The organism is Streptomyces flavidovirens DSM 40150 (assembly GCF_000429085.1).
Taxonomy (GTDB): Bacteria; Actinomycetota; Actinomycetes; order Streptomycetales; family Streptomycetaceae; genus Streptomyces; species Streptomyces flavidovirens.
On sequence record NZ_AUBE01000005.1, the window covers coordinates 98,772 to 113,378 of the forward strand.

The 14,607-nt window shown below is 71.5% G+C and carries 12 protein-coding genes; 4 read left to right on the forward strand and 8 right to left on the reverse strand.

Features of this window, described 5'->3' with window-relative positions:
• Complete coding sequence (locus G412_RS0109790) at positions 1-1,233, forward strand: ROK family protein (protein WP_028811955.1); 1,233 nt, start codon at positions 1-3, stop codon at positions 1,231-1,233.
• Between the two features lie 241 nt (positions 1,234-1,474).
• Here the strand turns inward: G412_RS0109790 and G412_RS0109800 are convergent, their stop codons facing one another.
• Both G412_RS0109800 and G412_RS33745 read right to left on the reverse strand, forming a co-directional pair.
• Positions 1,475-2,005: an ATP-binding protein gene (locus G412_RS0109800; protein WP_028811956.1), complete on the reverse strand. Its 531-nt coding sequence runs from the start codon at positions 2,003-2,005 to the stop codon at positions 1,475-1,477.
• A gap of 166 nt (positions 2,006-2,171) precedes the next feature.
• Complete coding sequence (locus G412_RS33745) at positions 2,172-2,516, reverse strand: hypothetical protein (RefSeq protein ID WP_051338228.1); 345 nt, start codon at positions 2,514-2,516, stop codon at positions 2,172-2,174.
• Between the two features lie 291 nt (positions 2,517-2,807).
• Here G412_RS33745 and cds1 point away from each other — a divergent pair, with 291 nt between their 5' ends.
• A complete protein-coding gene (cds1, locus tag G412_RS0109810) occupies positions 2,808-3,944 on the forward strand; it encodes an L-cysteine desulfhydrase Cds1 (protein WP_028811957.1) in 1,137 nt (378 codons plus the stop codon).
• A 29-nt stretch (positions 3,945-3,973) separates the two neighbouring features.
• Here the strand turns inward: cds1 and G412_RS0109815 are convergent, their stop codons facing one another.
• Together G412_RS0109815 and G412_RS0109820 are read right to left on the reverse strand one after the other, a co-directional pair.
• Complete coding sequence (locus G412_RS0109815; RefSeq protein WP_028811958.1) at positions 3,974-4,462, reverse strand: SRPBCC family protein; 489 nt, start codon at positions 4,460-4,462, stop codon at positions 3,974-3,976.
• A 60-nt stretch (positions 4,463-4,522) separates the two neighbouring features.
• On the reverse strand, positions 4,523-5,374 hold the full coding sequence (locus G412_RS0109820; RefSeq protein WP_028811959.1) for a DeoR/GlpR family DNA-binding transcription regulator: 852 nt from the start codon (positions 5,372-5,374) through the stop codon (positions 4,523-4,525).
• Between the two features lie 167 nt (positions 5,375-5,541).
• Here G412_RS0109820 and G412_RS0109825 point away from each other — a divergent pair, with 167 nt between their 5' ends.
• Positions 5,542-7,941, forward strand: coding sequence for a hypothetical protein (locus G412_RS0109825; RefSeq protein ID WP_425274463.1), 2,400 nt, complete (start codon positions 5,542-5,544; stop codon positions 7,939-7,941).
• Here the strand turns inward: G412_RS0109825 and G412_RS0109830 are convergent.
• The 3 genes from G412_RS0109830 to G412_RS0109840 form a co-directional block, all read right to left on the reverse strand.
• Complete coding sequence (locus G412_RS0109830; protein WP_028811961.1) at positions 7,911-10,316, reverse strand: right-handed parallel beta-helix repeat-containing protein; 2,406 nt, start codon at positions 10,314-10,316, stop codon at positions 7,911-7,913. The two genes, G412_RS0109825 and G412_RS0109830, sit on opposite strands and share 31 nt — an antisense overlap.
• 132 nt (positions 10,317-10,448) lie before the next feature.
• A complete protein-coding gene (locus tag G412_RS0109835; protein ID WP_028811962.1) occupies positions 10,449-11,282 on the reverse strand; it encodes an MOSC domain-containing protein in 834 nt (277 codons plus the stop codon).
• A 53-nt stretch (positions 11,283-11,335) separates the two neighbouring features.
• Entirely contained in the window at positions 11,336-11,803 is a 468-nt protein-coding gene (locus G412_RS0109840; protein ID WP_028811963.1) for a DUF6643 family protein, read from the reverse strand.
• Positions 11,804-12,062: 259 nt separating this feature from the next.
• Between G412_RS0109840 and G412_RS0109845 the strand changes: the two genes are divergently transcribed.
• A complete protein-coding gene (locus G412_RS0109845; protein ID WP_078606887.1) occupies positions 12,063-13,346 on the forward strand; it encodes a TerD family protein in 1,284 nt (427 codons plus the stop codon).
• A 16-nt stretch (positions 13,347-13,362) separates the two neighbouring features.
• Here the strand turns inward: G412_RS0109845 and G412_RS0109850 are convergent, their stop codons facing one another.
• Positions 13,363-14,553, reverse strand: a complete 1,191-nt coding sequence (locus G412_RS0109850; protein WP_028811965.1) for a glycosyltransferase — start codon at positions 14,551-14,553, stop codon at positions 13,363-13,365.
• Positions 14,554-14,607: the final 54 nt, after the last annotated feature.

A 14,607-nucleotide genomic window follows, 5' to 3' on the forward strand; every position in this document is an offset into this window, starting at 1 on the left:
ATGAACGGGAAGGCGACCACCATCAGAACGAGGCTGGAGAGAGGCCGGAGCGCGCTCGGGCCCGCCCTGGAACTGGTGCACACGGGACGGGCGCCCACCCGCGCCGTCCTCACCGCCGAGCTCGGCGTCACCAGGGCCACCGCCGGAGCGGTCGCCGCCGAGCTGGAAGCCCTCGGGCTGATCCAGGTCGACTCCCGGCCGGGAGCGGCGGCAGGTTCGCAGGGCCGCCCCTCGCACCGGCTGGCCGTCAACGACTCGGGCCCCGTCGTCCTGGCCGCGCAGATCCACGCCGACGGCTACCGCGCGGCGCTGGTGGGCCTCGGCGGCCGTACCGTCGCGACCGCGCCCGGCTGTGAGACGGTCTCCGCCGACCCGGCGCAGGTCCTCGGAGCGGTGGTGGAGGCCGGTGCCGTACTGCTGCGCGAGAGCGGCCGCCGTTGCGTGGGCGCGGGCCTCGCCGTGCCGTCCGCCGTGGCCGAACCGGAGGGCACGGCCCTCAACCCGCTGCACGTCGCCTGGCCCGCCGGCTCCCCGGTCCGCGACATCTTCGCCGAGCAGGTACGCGCCGCCGGCATCGCGGGCCCCGCCTTCGCGGGCAACGATGTCAACCTCGCCGCACTCGCCGAGCACCGCCACGGCGCGGGCCGCGGCGCCCAGCACCTCCTGTGCGTCGCCACGGGCCACCGCGGCGTCGGCGGCGCACTGGTCGTCGACGGCCGCCTGCACACGGGCAGTTCGGGCCTCGCACTCGAAGTCGGCCACCTCACGGTCAACCCCGACGGCCGCCCCTGCTACTGCGGCGGCCGCGGCTGCCTCGACGTCGAAACCGACCCGCTGGCCTTCCTCACCGCGGCCGGCCGCGACCCCGGCCCCGAGGTCTCGCTGCTCCAGCAGTCCCGCGAGCTGCTGCGCGGACAGTACGACGACCCGGCGATCCGGGCCGCGGGCGAGGAGCTGATCGACCGCCTGGGCCTCGGCCTCGCCGGACTCGTGAACATCCTCAACCCCGACCGCATCATCCTCGGCGGCCTCCACCGCGAGCTGCTCGACGCCGACCCCGAGCGGCTGCGCGCCGTCGTCGCCGACCGCAGCCTGTGGGGACGAAGCGGCGGCGTACCCATCCTGCCGTGCACGCTGGACCACAACAGCCTCGTCGGAGCAGCCGAGTTGGCCTGGCAGCCGGTACTCGACGACCCGCTCGGCGCGCTCGCGGTCTCGCGGGAGCCCGCATGACCGCGACGTACTCGCCCATCGCGCCCCGCGACGGCGCTCTCGCCCGGTTCGCCCGGTTCGCCCGACCGACGGTCAGCCGCTGAGGAACTCCGCGCCGAACGCGCGCTCCGCGTAGCCCGAGGCAATGCCCGTATCGCGCATCCCGTCGCCTGCTCTTGCGCCGTACGGGTGGGAACAGGACCGCCGTTGCCCGCGGCTCGCGCCGCGGGCAACGGCCCTGGTGGCGGCGCCCGCCTTCCCGTCAGCCCACTACGGCGGACCGGGCGGCGGTGGGCGCGTGCGTCTCCGGGATGACCTCGTGATCCGCCCCGGCGTGCGAGAACGGTCCGTCGGTCGTCGCTCCGTACACGGGGTACGGCGGCAGATCCGCGGCGGTAGCCGGCGTGGGCAGCGTGAACCACACGACCTTCCCGGCGTCGCCCTGCGGGCGTACGCCCCAGCTCTCGCTGACCGCCTCGATCAGAGCGAGACCGCGCCCGCTCGTCTCGGACGCGCCGGCCGCACGGACGGTGGGCAGACGCGGATCGTGGTCGTGGACGGACACCGTCAGGCGGTCGAGCAGCAGCTCGATCTCCACGGTGCACATCTTGTCCGGCTCTGCGTGCCGGTGGACGTTGGTCAGCAATTCGGTGACGCCGAGCGCCGCCGGGTCTATCAAGGGATCCAAATGCCAGTAGCGCAATTGCGCCGAGATGATTCTGCGGACCTGACCGATCCGCGACGGCAGGGCCTGGAGCTCCACCGTGCAGTGCCTGCTTGGCTCGCTGATCACGGCTGCGACTCCCCGAATAGGTCCGGAAGAAGACGAAGGACGGATCCAGCAGTGGCTGTCTGCTGTTTGGTCCGGCGGGGCTGGTTCTCAGCGTTACCGCCGTTGCACCCTGAGTGATGTGAGACCAGGGTCACCCGGCCGGTACGGCTCCGCAACTCGCATTCCATCAGTCCAGCGAATCCTGTACGCCGTGCACGTGGCGTACATCCTGTGCGCTGCGCACGGCTTCCAGGAACCGTCCGGCCAGTTCCTCACCGTCCTTGGCGGGCCCGCGCTGACCCATGGTCAGCCGGTACCGGGTGCCATTGACTGTGGCCACCATGCTGTCGTCTCCGGCGAACCACGGCCTCCCCGCGGTCACGGAGCTCAGGGGTGCACTGTCGATCTCCAGTCCGGTGCTCGTCAGCAGGACCAGCCTGCCGTCCTTGACCAGCACCTGGCCGGCCTTGGTCAGTGAGCGGGGCCAGCGCCCTATCCGTACGCCCGTAGCACTGAACTCGGGCTCCGCCATTCCACTTCGCCCCCTTCGCGCAGGTGTCCTCTTCGCGCAGGTGTCCTGCTGGGCAGTCTGCACAAGGCCGGGCCCGCGCACCAGAGGCCCTCGGTGATCCGCTGATGATGCGCGTGAGCGCACCGCCCTTGGGTGCCACCCGGCACCGACCCGCCCCACAAGCGATCCCTATGGCTGCCCAAAGGCAACGTTGGTGCAGGTGAGAGGCTTAAAGTGGCAGCCGGGGACCGGAGTCTCCGGGGCAGGACCAGACGGCTGCCCAGGGGGACGCTACGACGAGGAGTGGCCCGCATGAGCACCACTGACCAGGCACGTACCGGCAGCAACGCCATGGCGACGATCGACGTGGACCGCAGCGATCCGGAATACCGGGCCTGGCTGAAGGAAGCCGTCCGCAAGGTCCAGGCGGACGCCAACCGCTCCGCCGACACGCACCTGCTGCGCTTCCCGCTGCCCGAGGCGTGGGGGATCGACCTGTACCTCAAGGACGAGTCCACCCACCCCACCGGCAGCCTCAAGCACCGGCTCGCCCGGTCGCTCTTCCTCTACGGCCTGTGCAACGGCTGGATCAGGCCCGGCAAGCCCGTGATCGAGGCGTCCAGCGGCTCGACCGCCGTCTCAGAGGCGTACTTCGCGATGCTGATCGGCGTGCCCTTCATCGCGGTGATGCCGCGCACCACCAGCCCCGAGAAGATCCGGCTGATCGAATTCCACGGCGGGCAGTGCCACTTCGTCGACGACTCCCGGAAGATGTACGAGGAGTCGGCCGCCCTCGCCGCCAGGACCGGCGGACACTACATGGACCAGTTCACCTATGCGGAACGTGCCACCGACTGGCGCGGCAACAACAACATCGCCGAATCCGTCTACCAGCAGCTGAGGCTGGAGAGGTACCCGGAACCGGCCTGGATCGTCGCCACCGCCGGGACGGGAGGCACCTCGGCGACGATCGCGCGCTACGTCCATTACATGCAGTACGACACGCGCATCTGCGTACCCGACCCGGAGAACTCGTGTTTCTTCGACGGCTGGACCCGGAGCGACCCGGGTGCCACGAGCGATTGCGGTTCGCGCATCGAGGGCATCGGCAGGCCGCGCATGGAGCCGAGCTTCGTACCCGGCGCCGTCGACCGGATGATGAAGGTGCCGGACGCGGCGAGCGTGGCGGCCGTACGGGCGCTGGAGCGGGCCATCGGCCGCAAGGCGGGCGGTTCCACCGGGACGGGGCTGTGGAGCGCGCTGAAGATCATCGCGGGCATGGTCGCGGAGGGGCGCAAGGGCAGCGTCGTCACGCTGATCTGCGACCCGGGCGACCGCTACCTCGACAAGTACTACTCGGACGCCTGGCTCGCCGAACAGGGCCTGGACATCGCCCCGTACAGCGCCGCGATCGACCAGTTCCTGACAACCGGCGAATGGCCCTGCTGACCGCTGACCTGACTGCTGACCGCTGACTGCTACGCGGGCGTGGAAGCAAGCCGCTGGTCGAGCGCGCGCACCGCGTCGCGGAAGGCTCTTCCCAGCCCCGGCCGGCCGAGGCGCAGCGCCAGCCTGAGCGGCGCCGGTCCCGCCGCCGCGAAAGTCCACCGCACCCGTGTGCCCGTACCGGCAGGACCGGCCGGAGTCAGCCGCCACTCCTCCAGCAGCGCCCGTATCGCCGGAGCGTTGGTCACGTCGACACGGTAGGCGTACCGCTCGCCGGGCTCCGAGGCCAGGATCGTCTCCTGGAAGCGGATGCCGCCCTTGAGGCGCACTTCGCGCCCGGCGCCGCCCGCCGTGGGCCGGCACATCGTCACCGCGCCGAACCAAGCGGGCCAGCCGGTGACGTCCTCGGCGAGTGCCCGGTGGACGGCTTCCGGTGGCGCGGAAAGGCCGGCCGTGAAGACGAGGCGCGTCGGAGCGGTCCCGACGAAGTCGAGTTCCACAGGGCGGAGTCGGCGTGCCATGGGATGTGTACCCCCAGCGGTTCGGTGGTGGACCGGATGTCTGCAGTCAGTTGTCTGCTGTCAGATGTCCGCGGAGCCGGCGTCCTCGGACCGGGGCTCGCCCGCGACCACCAGACCCGGCAGGTGCTCGGCCATCTCGTCACGGGCCTCGGCGGACAGCCCGCCGTCCGTCACGAGCGTGTCGACCTCGTCGAGCGTCGCGAACGAACTCAGGCCCACCGTGCCCCACTTGGTGTGATCCGCGACCACGACCACCCGCCGCGCGGACCGCACGAGACGACGGTTCGTCTCCGCCTCCGCGAGATTCGGGGTCGAGAGCCCCGCCTCGACCGAGATGCCGTGCACCCCGAGGAACAGCACATCGAAGTGGAGTGTGCGGATCGCCTGGTCGGCGACCGGACCCACCAGCGAGTCCGACGGCGTCCGTACGCCGCCGGTGAGCACCACCGTGGCCGCGCCGGGACGCGGCCCCTTCCCGTCGCCCGCCCGCTGCGCGGTGTGGAACACGTCGGCGACCCGCACCGAGTTGGTCACCACCGTCAGGTCCGGCACCTCCAGCAGGTGCTGGGCGAGCGCGTACGTCGTCGTACCGCCGGACAGCGCGATCGCGCTGCCGGGCACCGCCATCGCCGCGGCCGCCCGCGCGATGTCCTCCTTGGCGCTCAGCTCCAGGGCCGACTTCGCCTCGAAACCGGGCTCGTGCGTACTCGCCTCGACCACCGGCACCGCGCCGCCGTGCACCTTCTCCACGACACCCTGCCGCGCCAGCGCGTCCAGGTCCCGGCGGACCGTCATGTCCGAGACGTTGAGCTGCCTGGTGAGCTCTTGGACCCGGACACCGCCGCGGCGTCTGACTTCGTCGAGGATCAAGGCACGACGCTGCTCCGCGAGCAGGTTCTGACTGTCGGTCACGTGCGGTCCGGTCCCTTCGTTCCGTTGTACGGGCCTGGGGATTGCTCATCCTCGCACGGGTGCGCGGAAGCCGGACCTCGGGGAGATTCGGTGAGATTCGGCGAGTGCCGTGTCACGGCCGCCCATGATCCGGGATCCTTGAGCGGCCGCGCCGTGCGCGGAAGACGATTCTCCCGATCCTCCCACCACGAGAGCGAGCCACAGAAGTGCCCCCTGTCACACCGCCTCGCGACGACGACGGAGGAGCCGCGCTCGAACTTCTGGTCCACGGCGTCGGCGGCACCACCCCCCAGGACATGCTCGGCGATCCGCGTACGGTCCGGGTCACCGGTGACGAGACCGCCGCTGTGTTCCGCCGTGCCGATGACGCCGAAGCGGAGGACAGCGCGGAGGAGGGCGGTGCCCGGCCCCGCGACCGGCCCGTCCCCGAGGCATACGTCTGGTGCAACCTCACCTCCGGCAACGGCGCCCGCGCCCTGTGGCTGCTCCTGCTGCCTTTCATGGTCGCCAACCTCGCCCACTGGATGCAGCCCACCACCCGCGGCCTCACCAGGACCGTGCGCCTGTACGGCGTGCTGGTGCGGCTCCTCGCCCTCAGCCTCACCGTGCTGCTGATCGCCGCCGCCTGCGAGGTCGCGCTCGACCTCACCGCGTGGCAGTGCGCGGGCTCCCCCGGCTGCTCCGGTGACAGGTCGTGGCTCGGCTTCCTCTCCACCGCGCAGGGCGGCTGGTGGGCCCAGCCGGGCCGGCGCCTCGCCCTGGCCGCCGTCGTACCCGCCGCGCTGACCGGCCTGCTCTGGTACCTGTCCCACCGCACCTGGAGCGCGTACGAGGCCCAGCGTCCCCTGCCCGCCGGTGCCGAGCCCGACCCCGACGAGCCGACGGCCCGCCCCGCCCTCGGCATGCCCGGCTTCTGGTACGGCCGCCGCCTCGTCGCCCGGCTGCGCGCCGCCCACACCGCCGCCGGGTTCCTCACCGTCGCCGCCGCCGTCGCCGTAGCGGTCGCCCGTTACGACCGGCGCGACTCGGGACCGCTCCCCGAAGCGATCGGCCGGCTGCTCGAACTGTCCCTGCTCGCCGGAGCCGCCCTCGTGGTGTGGGTGGTCTGCCGCAGAGGCCGCTGCGAAAGCCGCCTCGACGTGAAGCTCGACCGGGCCGTCACCACCCTGCTGCCCGGCTCCGCGTTCGCCCTGCTGGCCCTGACCGTGCTGTACGCCGCCTGGTCCCGCCCCGGCTGGGTCTCCGAAGGCCGGCTACCGGGCGACCGTACCTTCGGCATCATCGCCCTCACCCAGGGCGGCCTGGTCGTCGCGCTCGCCGCCGTCGCGCTCACCATGTACCGGAGGGTTCCCGACGCGCGTACGGCGATGCGCGGACTCGGCGGTCCCGCCACCGCCATGCTCGCCTGCGCGCTCGGCGGCGTCATGACCGGCGGCGTCGCCCAGCGCGTCGCCGACTGGCTCGACGGAGCCGGCACACCGGGGGAACCCGGCGGCACCATCGAAGGACCCCCGGTGCTGCTCACGTGGCAGGCCTCCGTCATCCCGCCCCTGCTCGTCGTCCTGCTGGCGATGGGAGCCTTCTTCGCCGTACGCACCTGGCGCTCCCGGCGGGCGATGGCCGACGACATCGAGGCGGAGTACCCTGACGCGGAGCCCGACTTCGTACGCACGCGTCGCATCGCGAGGATCCGCGCCATGGCCGCACTCACCGACCGGGGGCCCGCGATACTCGGTGTCACCTCGGGGGCCACCTTTCTGCTCGGAGCCGCCGCGCTCCTCGGTGCCTGGGTGACGGGGAAGGTGCCGGGCAGGGCCGCGTCGGGCACCGCCGACTTCGTCGCCTCGGCGGCGCAGGCCGCACAGGCGCTCGGCTCCTGGCTGATCGGCTTCGGCTTCATACTGTTCGTCACGTGGGGCCGCCGGGCCTACCGCGACCCCGCCGCCCGGCGGACCATCGGCATCCTCTGGGACGTCGGCACCTTCTGGCCGCGGGCCTCCCACCCCTTCGCGCCACCCTGTTACGCCGAGCGGGCCGTGCCCGATCTGACCTGGCGGATGGCCAGCTGGACCGACCGTACCGGCGGACGGCTCGTCATCTCCGGCCACTCCCAGGGCAGCGTGCTGTCGGCCGCCGCGGTCTGGCAGCTGCCACAGCGCACCAGACGCCGGGTAGCACTGCTCACGTACGGCTCACCGCTGGAGCGGCTGTACGGGCGGTGGTTCCCGGCGTTCTTCGGTCCCGCCTGTCTCGAAGCGCTGAGTCACGAGGTGCGGTGCTGGCGGAACCTGTGGCGCCGTACCGACCCCATAGGCGGACCCGTGCGCGTGAAGGGCGGACAGGGGCCCGACGTGGACCGTGCAGCGCTCAAGGACCCGCTCGCCTACGGACGTACCAGGGAACAGCCGCTGCCCGCTCCCGTGCTCGGCCATTCCGATTACCAGGACGATCCCGCGTTCGACGAGGAAAGGACCGCACTGCTCGACCGGCTGTCGCCGTGCGGGGTGCCCCGGCAGCGGACCGACACGCCGCTTGATCAGGGGAGTTCCGGCAGGTCCTCGGGGTAGAGGAGGGTCAGGTCGTCCGTGTTCATCTCGGTGAGCCGGGCGACCCGTCCGGCATGCCGCTCCACCATCGACTCGAACGTCTGGCGGGCGGTACGGCCGTTGCCGAACGCGGGTCCCTTGGGCAGCACGGTGAAGTACTTCAACAGCGCTTCGGCCGTTCCCGTACCGAGCCGGTACTCGTGCTCCTCGGCCTGCTGCTCGACGATCCGCAGCAGCTCCTCCGGCGCGTAGTCGGAGAACCTGATCGTGCGCGAGAAGCGCGAGGCGACACCGGGGTTCACGCTGAGGAAGCGCTCCATCTCCGCCGTGTACCCGGCGACGATGACGACGACCGCCTCCCGGTGGTCCTCCATCAGCTTCACCAGCGTGTCGATGGCCTCCCGGCCGAAGTCGCGCCCCGAGTCCTCCGGGGACAGGGCGTACGCCTCGTCGATGAACAGCACACCGCCGCGCGCCCGGTCGAACGCCTCCTGCGTACGGATGGCCGTCGAGCCGATGTGCTCGCCGACCAGGTCCACCCGCGACACCTCGACGAGATGACCGCGCTCCAGCACCGCGAGCGAGGCGAGGATCTCGCCGTACAGCCGCGCGACCGTGGTCTTCCCGGTGCCGGGCGAACCGGTGAAGACCAGATGCCGGCGGACCGAGGCGGCCTTGAAGCCGGCTTCCTGGCGGCGCCGGCCGATCTCGATCATGTCGGTGAGAGCGCGCACCTCGCGCTTGACGCTCTCCAGGCCCACCAGAGCGTCCAGTTCGCCGAGCACGGCGTTGGGTGTACGGACCGGCTCCGCGTCCGGCGCAAGGCCCGTCACGGGCTCGGTGGCGCGTTGCCCGGGGACCGCGCCGAGCAGCCCGGTGGTCTGCGTCGCGGTCAGCACGGCGGGGGTCTGCGGAACCGACGCCCGTACGCCGCTCTCGTCGCTGGTGCAGTCCTCGACGAGCGGCCCGTCCTCGGCGAACTCATAACCCCCGCGCGCGCAGCGCTCCGTACGGCAGCGGGTGAGCGTCGTACGGCAGCCGTCGATCACATGGAAGCCGTAACCGCTGCTCCCCGTCACCCGGCAGCCGTGGAACGTGCCGCGGCCCTCGGCGGAGACGTAGAAACCCGCCTCGGCGGGCGAGGTGACCGTGCAGCGCTCTATGCGCGGGTCGGCGCCCTTGGTGACGATGACACCGGTCTGCGCCCCGTCGATGGTGCAGCCGGAGAGTGTGCCGCCGCTGCCGTGGTCGCGGAACCACGCACCGGTCGACGCCTCGCGGATCCGGCAGTCGTCGAGCTGCGCGGTCGCGCCGTCGCTCACGGACACCGCCGTGTTGCGCACCTGGGACAGGTCGCTGTCGACGACATCGGCGCGCGAGCCCCGGTCGAGGACGAAAAGCGCGTCCGGTACGTCGTGCACCCGGCAGCCCTCCAGAACCGCCGTCGCGCCGTCGCTGATCCAGACGGCCGGATAGTCGCCCGTACTGTCGTGGATCTCGCACTGGTTGGCGTCCACGCGCGTGCCGGGGTCCCACACGGACAGTCCGTTGCGGCCGAACCGGCGCACCGTGGAACGCGTGAGGGTGAGGACCGCACGCGAACGCAGGTCGATCGCGTTCTCCGGGATGTCGTGGATGTCGCAGTCGGAGAGCGTCAGTACGGCGTCGGTGTCGAGGGTGACACCGTCGGCCGAAGTGCGGTGCACGGAGCAGTCGGTGAGGTGGGCCGAGGCGCGGGCGGCGACCTGTACGCCGGTGCCCCTGACCTCGTACACCTCGCAGCCGATGGCCTCCAGGCCGCTGCCCTCGCCGTTCACGGACAGGCCCGCTCCCGACGTGTGGTGGATACGGCACCGGTCCAGACGCGGGTGCGCGCCGCCGCGCACCGAGACGCCCGACTGGCCGGCCGCGACCACCTCACACTCCTCGAACACCCCGCCCGCGCCCTCCAGTACGCCGATGCCGACGCCCGCCGGATTGTCGACGGTGCAGCGGCGCACGGTCGGCCGGGCCGCACCACGCACCTCGATGCCGACGGCGGAACGGGTCACGATGCGCAGATCGACGAGCTCGGGGGTGCCGTCCTCGACGAGCAGGGCAGGGGCGGCCGTGTCCTGTCCCTCGATGTGGAGGTCCTGGACCACGGCGGAGGCGCGCACGGTCAGCGCCACACCGTCGACGGGGGCGATCCGCACCGAACCGGCCGTCCCCTCGGGGCCGCGCAGGGTCACGGCGCGCTCGACGACGAGGTTCTCCCGGTACGTACCAGGGGCGACGGTGAGCACATCGCCGTCCCCCGCGGCCTCCAGGGCTGCGGCGAGGGAGGCGTACTCGCCTGTGCGGCGCCGCCACCGCGATGTGCCGGTGTGCGTCACCTGGACCGTGCCCTGTGCCATGGCGTTGCTGTGCCCCCACCTTGTGCAGACGTACTGATGAACTGGCTGCTCCACCGTAGCGCGCGCGGGGCGGGCGAGTTGACCGGTCAGCCGTGCTCACGACGCCGTCGTCCGGTGGCGCTGTTCGTACCGTCAGGAGGCCTGTTCGAGGATTCTCACCGGATCGCCGACCCGGATGGTTCCGGTCGTCTCCGGTACGAGATTCTGGCCGAAGAGCAGCTTGTCCCCGGAGCGCCGGTGCCTGGCGAGCGTACGCAGAGGCTCCTTGCCGCGCTGGGCCGTCCGCTGATCGGTGGTGGTGACGACACAGCGGGCGCAGGGCTCGGTGATCCGGAAGGTGACGTCGCCGATCGCGATCCGCTTCCAGCCGTCCTCCGCCCAGGGAGCCGTGCCGTCCAGGACGGCGTTCGGCCGGAAACGGGCCATCGGGAGCGGGCCCTCGTCGGCGTGGTCGCCCTGCGCGATGAGGGAGTTCAGGGCGTCGAGCGACGAGAGGGTGGTGACCAGCAGGGGGTAGGCGTCGGCGAAACTCACGGTCTCGCCAGGCCTGCCGTGCTTCGGGGCGACGGGACGGCGGCGCGCCGGGTCGTCGAGATGGACGAGACGCACCTCGGTGCCCAGGAAGTCGCTGAACCAGGCGTGCGCCTCCGCGTCCGCTTCGACCGCCTCCACCTTGTCCTTCGGGAACTGTGCGACCGCCGTGGCCACGGGCTCGGGCACCGTCACGCTCAGCGGCTCGCGTCCGGGGGCGGACAGCCGTATCCCGCCGTCCGGCAGCGGCTCGGCGCGCGCGAGCGCGAGGCGCGGCTGCGGACGCTGCGTGACGACCTTGCCGGCCGGGTCGACCAGCATCCATCTGCGGTCCCCGGCCGGACCCCACGGCTCGACCCTCACCTCGCCCGGCGCACACCCCGCCGCCGACTTGACCGGATAGACATGGACCGCGTGCAGCAGGGAATTCGGCATGCGGCCAATCCTGCCAGCCGGGTCTGACAGTCGTACGCCCGGTCAGTATCCGGTCAGTACCCCCGGCCCTGGTACTGCTGGTTGTACGGGTCGTCGTACGGCGTGGCCGCGGGCATCGGACGCGGCGCCGCGGGGCGCATCGCCTCGTACCCGGTGGCAGCGGCCTGGCGCGGCTGCTGCTGTTGGTACTGCTGCGGGCCGGGGTAGCCGCGCGGGCCCGATGCCTGCTGCGGGATGTACGGCGCGGGCGCGTGCTGGAGCGGCGCCGGCTGGGGCGCGGCCTGCTGCGGGTAGCCGTACGAAGGAGCGGGGGAGTAGTAGGAAGGCGCCGGGGGAAGCGCGGGAAGCGCCGCTGGGAGAGCCGGCAGATAGCTGTTTCCGGTGTCGTACGCCGCGGGCACCCGGATGGGAGCGATCTGGGGTGTGCCCCGCTCTGCGACGAGGGAGTCGTAGATCGGGGTGTCCGGGAAGGACGGGGCGGAGTAGTAACCGCCGCCGTAGGTGGCGCGGGGGGAGGTCATGGCACCTAAGTTAAGCCGAAGATGTTGTGGTTGGGGAGCCCGATAAGAGGGTTGTTTTACGAGTTAGGAGTGACGGCGGATCCCTAATCCGAGCGAACTTGGGAAAAACGGTCGCCGCGCGGCGTTGGGATCGTGTAAAGAGTGCGCTGGCCATGGGTTACCCGAGGTCGGTGGGTGATCTTGAGCCCGTCGTCGAGGGGCCCCGGAACGCGGGGGAATACGTTGGCCGTACACAAATCCTCAGACACCCGCAGCCGCGATGGGGGCGATCATGTCCATGCTTAAAGGAACCAATGTGCCGGTGCCGGCGCAGGCTGTGCGTATCGAATTGGGATGGCGTTCAGGTGCCGGTGTACCGGACGTCGACGCCTCCGCTCTCCTGCTGGTGTCGGGAAAGGTCCGTACGGACGCCGACTTCGTCTTCTACAACCAGCCCGCGCACGCGTCGGGCGCGGTACGGCACGACGGGAAGACCCCTGCCGGGGACGGTGTAACGGACACGCTTTCCGTCGACCTCGCGCGGGTCGAGGCCGCCGTGGAGACCGTCGTGGTGGCGGCCTCGGCGGACAGCGGCAACTTCGGGCAGGTGCCGGGCCTTTACGTCCGGGTGCTGGACGCGACGAACGGCACGGAGATCACACGGTTCGACAGCCAGGACGCGAGCGACGAAACGGCCTTCGTCCTCGGCGAGCTCTACCGGCGGCAGGGCGCGTGGAAGTTCCGCGCCGTGGGCCAGGGCTACGACAGCGGACTCCAGGGGCTGGCCACGGACTTCGGCATCAGCGTCGACGAGCCCCAGCAGCAGGCATCCGCGACGGCGGCGGCACCAGCACCCGCACCGGTCCTGGCGCCGGTCGCGGCTGCGACACCGGCCGCGCCCCCGGTCCCGCCGCCGTCCGCTCCCGTGAGCTTCAGCAAGATCACGCTCACCAAGGAATCACCCGCTGTCTCCCTGACCAAGCGGGGCGGCACCACGGGCATGATGCGCGTCAACCTCAACTGGGAAGTGCGCAAGCAGTTCAAGGGCTGGGCCGCCAAGCTCGGCAGGGCCGTCGCCATGCACGGCGACCTCGACCTCGACCTGTGCGCCCTCTACGAACTCACCGACGGCCGCAAGGGGGTTGTCCAGGCGCTCGGCAACGCCTTCGGGTCGCTGCAGCAGCCGCCGTACATCCAGCTCGACGGTGACGACCGCACCGGATCCGTGCGGACCGGCGAGAACCTGACCATCAACCTCGACCACCAGGACAAGCTGCGTCGCGTCGTCATCTTCGTCGCTGTCTACGAAGGGGCCCGTTCCTTCGCCGACCTGCACGCCACGGTCACCCTCACGCCGCAGAACGGAGCACCGATCGACTTCTCGCTCGACGAGTGCACCGTGCCGTCCACCGTCGCGGCGCTCGCCCTCATCACCAACGAGGGCGGCGATCTGACCGTGCGCCGCGAAGCGCGCTATCTCGTACCGGAACGCGGTGTCAGCCCCCAGCGCACCATCGACCACGCCTACGGGTGGGGCATGAACTGGTCGCCCGGCAGAAAGTGACCCTCCGGCGGCCCGCTCAGCGCTCGGGCGCGGCTTCAGGACGAGCGTACGTACGCCCCTTCCAGGCCGCGCCCCGCCCCTGGTAGTGCCGCACGGCGGAATCGACGGTCATCAGCAGGTAGAGGACAGCGGTGAACGGCAGCAGCGGAGCGAGCCACAGCGGCTGCCGGTAGTAGCGCAGCACAGGAAGGTACGTAGCGGTCATTACCGCCCATGCCAGGCCGCCCGCCCATGCCGCCACACCGTCAACCGACAGCACACCGGCGCAGAGCGTGAGCGGGGGCGCGAGATACACCAGCGCGAGCCCCACGACCGTTCCCGCGAGCAGCGGCGGACTGTGCCGCAGTTGCGCGTACGCGCTGCGCGACACCATCCGCCACAGATCGCCGAGCCGCGGATACGGGCGCACGCTGTCCACGCCGTCGGCGAGCCCCAGCCAGATCCTGCCGCCACTGCGCCGCACCGCTCCGGCGAGGGACACATCGTCGATCACCGCCTGGCGGATCGAGTCGGGCACGCGCGCGCGTACGACGGCCTCCGTGCGCAGCAGCACACAGCCGCCCGCGGCCGCCGAGGTCCGTGCCCCCGTTCTGTTGACCCACCGGAACGGATAGAGCTGCCCGAAGAAGTACACGAACGCGGGAACGACCAACCGCTCCCACGCGCTGACAACACGCAACCGCGCCATCTGGGAGACCAGGTCGAGGTGGTTGGTGCAGGCGGCGGCCACCAGTTCGCGCAGGCTCCCTGGCGCGTGCGCGATGTCGGCGTCCGTAAGGAGCAGGTACTCCGGTTCGCGCCCGTCCTCGCGCCCCCGCTCACGGGCCAGCGCGATGCCGTGCCGCAGGGCCCAGAGCTTCCCGGTCCAGCCCGGCTCCGGATCGCCGGGGGAGATCACCGTCAGCGGCAGCCCGCCGCGCCGGGCAGCCAGCTCCCGCGCCAGTGCGCCCGTACCGTCCTCGCTGCCGTCGTCGACCAGAATGATCTCCGCACGGCCCGGATAGTCCTGTGCGAGCAGCGACGGCAGGCTCAGGGGAAGCACGCGCGCCTCGTCGCGCGCCGGGACGACCACGGCGACATCCGGCCATACGTCCGGCTCCTCGCGGCGCGGCAGACGCTGGTCGGTACGCCAGAAGAACCCGTGGCCCAGCAGCAGCCACCCCCACGCGGCCAGCGATCCCACGGCAATCCACGCAACAGCGGTCATTCGCCGCAGTCTGCACCACCCCGGCGGCCGCGCGAGGCCGGTCGACTATGGTGA

Bases quoted from the DNA above. Each gene is read 5' to 3' on its own strand.
- G412_RS0109815 (WP_028811958.1), bottom strand. From the start codon at position 4,462: ATGGCACGCCGACTCCGCCCTGTGGAACTCGACTTCGTCGGGACCGCT.
- G412_RS0109835 (WP_028811962.1), bottom strand. From the start codon at position 11,282: ATGCCGAATTCCCTGCTGCACGCGGTCCATGTCTATCCGGTCAAGTCG.
- G412_RS33745 (WP_051338228.1), bottom strand. From the start codon at position 2,516: ATGGCGGAGCCCGAGTTCAGTGCTACGGGCGTACGGATAGGGCGCTGG.
- G412_RS0109840 (WP_028811963.1), bottom strand. From the start codon at position 11,803: ATGACCTCCCCCCGCGCCACCTACGGCGGCGGTTACTACTCCGCCCCG.
- G412_RS0109790 (WP_028811955.1), top strand. From the start codon at position 1: ATGAACGGGAAGGCGACCACCATCAGAACGAGGCTGGAGAGAGGCCGG.
- G412_RS0109830 (WP_028811961.1), bottom strand. From the start codon at position 10,316: ATGGCACAGGGCACGGTCCAGGTGACGCACACCGGCACATCGCGGTGG.
- G412_RS0109850 (WP_028811965.1), bottom strand. From the start codon at position 14,553: ATGACCGCTGTTGCGTGGATTGCCGTGGGATCGCTGGCCGCGTGGGGG.
- G412_RS0109845 (WP_078606887.1), top strand. From the start codon at position 12,063: ATGGGGGCGATCATGTCCATGCTTAAAGGAACCAATGTGCCGGTGCCG.
- cds1 (WP_028811957.1), top strand. From the start codon at position 2,808: ATGAGCACCACTGACCAGGCACGTACCGGCAGCAACGCCATGGCGACG.